This is a genomic window from Terriglobus sp. YAF25 (assembly GCF_052113305.1).
In the GTDB taxonomy this organism is placed as follows: domain Bacteria; phylum Acidobacteriota; class Terriglobia; order Terriglobales; family Acidobacteriaceae; genus Terriglobus.
In genome coordinates, this window is sequence record NZ_JBFRCY010000699.1 from 1 (window position 1) to 2,419 (window position 2,419).

The window sequence follows — 2,419 nt, forward strand, 5'->3', positions numbered from 1 at the left end:
GTCGAATTCGTGCTTACCACTGTACAACAAGCGTTCGATAATCGCGGGAAGATGCGATTATCGGACAGCGTCCCGCTGCAGCTCAAAAAGATGCCGAATGCCGATCTCCGCAAAGTCCAGCATCGTACCTAACTGTTCCCGGGTATAAGGATGGCGCTCTGCTGTCGCCTGAGTCTCCACCAGGCCGCCGCTTTCGGTCATGACGACATTCATATCCACTTCGGCCTGCGAGTCCTCTTCATAGCAGAGATCGAGCAGCACATTGCCTTCGACGATGCCGACGCTGGTGGCCGCGACCAGTTCGCGCATGGGGTTCCGTGGCAGTGTGCCTGCCTCCACCAGCTTGTTCAGCGCCATGGCAAGTGCTGCGCACGCGCCCGTGATTGCCGCCGTTCTGGTTCCGCCGTCAGCTTGCAGGACGTCGCAGTCCAGAATCACAGTCCGTTCGCCGAGCGCCGTCATATCGACCACAGAGCGCAGCGACCGTCCGATCAGACGCTGGATCTCATGGGTGCGTCCGCCGATCTTGCCTCTTTCTGCCTCGCGCGGGGTGCGTGTGAGGGTCGCCCGGGGCAGCATGCCATACTCGGCCGTTACCCATCCACGCCCGGAGTTGCGCAGCCAGCCGGGAACACCATTCTCGATGGTGGCGTTGCACAGCACGCGCGTATAGCCGGCCTCAATCAGAACCGACCCCTCCGCCATGCCGACAAAACCGGGGGTAAGGGAGGTGACACGAAGCTGATCAGCCTTACGATCGCCAGGACGAAGAAACGGAGTTGCCATGCAGCGATTGTAAAGAGCGTTGATCGATTCCCGTCGAGAAGCTCAGGCAGGACCATTTTGGGAGCGTCTCCGGACAGTTTCCGGGTAAGCCTGCAAAAGATTCGGGCCATATCAGCCCCGGTGCTTTCTTTTGCACACTTTTTTTATTTTGTTTTGAATCACTTACCAAATTGGTACAAGGAATGTGAAAATATCCATATTGTCGTGGTATAAGCAAGCTCTCTGGAGGTGTCTGCCAATGCGGGCGATCTTGTTGAGCTGTTCCGCCAACCCTATCCAAATCCTCCGTCTTTTTTCCTCTCATGGAGGGCTGAGATGAGAGGTCAAGCGTCTATGCAAACTCCTGCTCCCCGCTGGAAAACAGCTCAGCCCGCCCGCTCTGTCGTTGCACCGCCAAATGGCATGAATCTGCTAGTCGTCGATGATGACTCCGCCGTTCGCCACGCCTGCTGTGAAATCGGTAAGAGTGCCGGCTTCCAGATCTTTGCCTCGGGAACCATCGCCGAGAGCGAAGCGATTCTTAATGAACAGGCGATCGATATTGTCCTGCTCGACCTTCGCGTGCCCGGCGGCAGCAGTCTCGATCTCCTGGAACGTGCCCGCTCGGCGCATCCGGAGCTGGTCGTCATCCTGATGACGGCATTTGCCACGGTCGCTTCCGCAGTAGAGGCGATGCGCAACGGCGCCTCGGACTACCTCACTAAGCCTTTTGCGCTGGAAGAACTGATGCAGGTTCTGGACCGCGCAAGGCGCCGCCGGACCTTTGAGCTGGAAGCCCGCCGCCTGCGGGAGGGGACCGGAGAGTCTCGTTCTCTGTCGAGCCTGCTGATCGGCAATACCGCCGCGATGCAGCAGCTTTCGCGCATGATCACCAAGGTGGCGCAATCGTCGCACCCGGTACTTATCTTGGGTGAGACCGGAACCGGCAAGGAGCTGGTTGCGCGCGCCGTCCATGAGGGCGGCGCTCACGCTGACCGCCCCTTTCTTGCCGTGGACTGCGGCGCCCTGGTGCCGAGCCTGATTGAGAGTGAGCTCTTTGGATACGTGAAAGGCGCCTTTACCGGTGCCGACAAGGCCAAGGATGGCTTGCTGGTAGCTGCGGACGATGGCACAGTCTTTCTGGATGAGATCGGTGACCTTCCTCTCGACATGCAGACCCGGCTTCTGCGTGCCCTTCAGGAAAAGGAAGTCCGTCCGATCGGTGCATCCGAGCCCGTTGCCGTGCACGCCCGTATCCTGGCTGCCACCAACCGCGACCTGCCGGCGATGGTTGAACAGGGAACCTTCCGCAAGGATCTGTATTTCCGGCTGAACGTCGTCAATCTGCGGGTTCCTCCGCTGCGTCAGCGCCGCGACGATATCCCGCTGCTCGCTGCCCACTTCCTGGAGCGCATGCGCCGTGAAGATGGAGTCGACTATGTCGTCTCCGACGAGGCGCTTCGTGTGATGCACGAATACGACTGGCCAGGTAATGTGCGGGAGCTGGAGCACGCGATTGAGCGTGCCTGCGCTATCTCTTCCGGGCCCGTCCTCACCATGGCGGAGCTGCCAACGCAGTTACAGGAGTACCGGGCCCAGACAGCGCGCGGCGGTTCGGTCATTGCGGCGGCGCCACCGGCCGAGCATGTAAGTG

General features: G+C 60.0%; 2 protein-coding genes. One reads left to right on the top strand and one right to left on the bottom strand.

Going from position 1 to position 2,419, the window contains the following annotated elements:
• Positions 1-57: 57 nt before the first annotated feature.
• A complete protein-coding gene (rph, locus tag AB4043_RS22545) occupies positions 58-786 on the bottom strand; it encodes a ribonuclease PH (RefSeq protein ID WP_442301705.1) in 729 nt (242 codons plus the stop codon).
• Positions 787-1,188: 402 nt separating this feature from the next.
• Here rph and AB4043_RS22550 point away from each other — a divergent pair.
• Positions 1,189-2,419: sigma-54-dependent transcriptional regulator (locus AB4043_RS22550; protein ID WP_442308157.1), on the top strand; the 1,231-nt coding region annotated here is incomplete at its 3' end.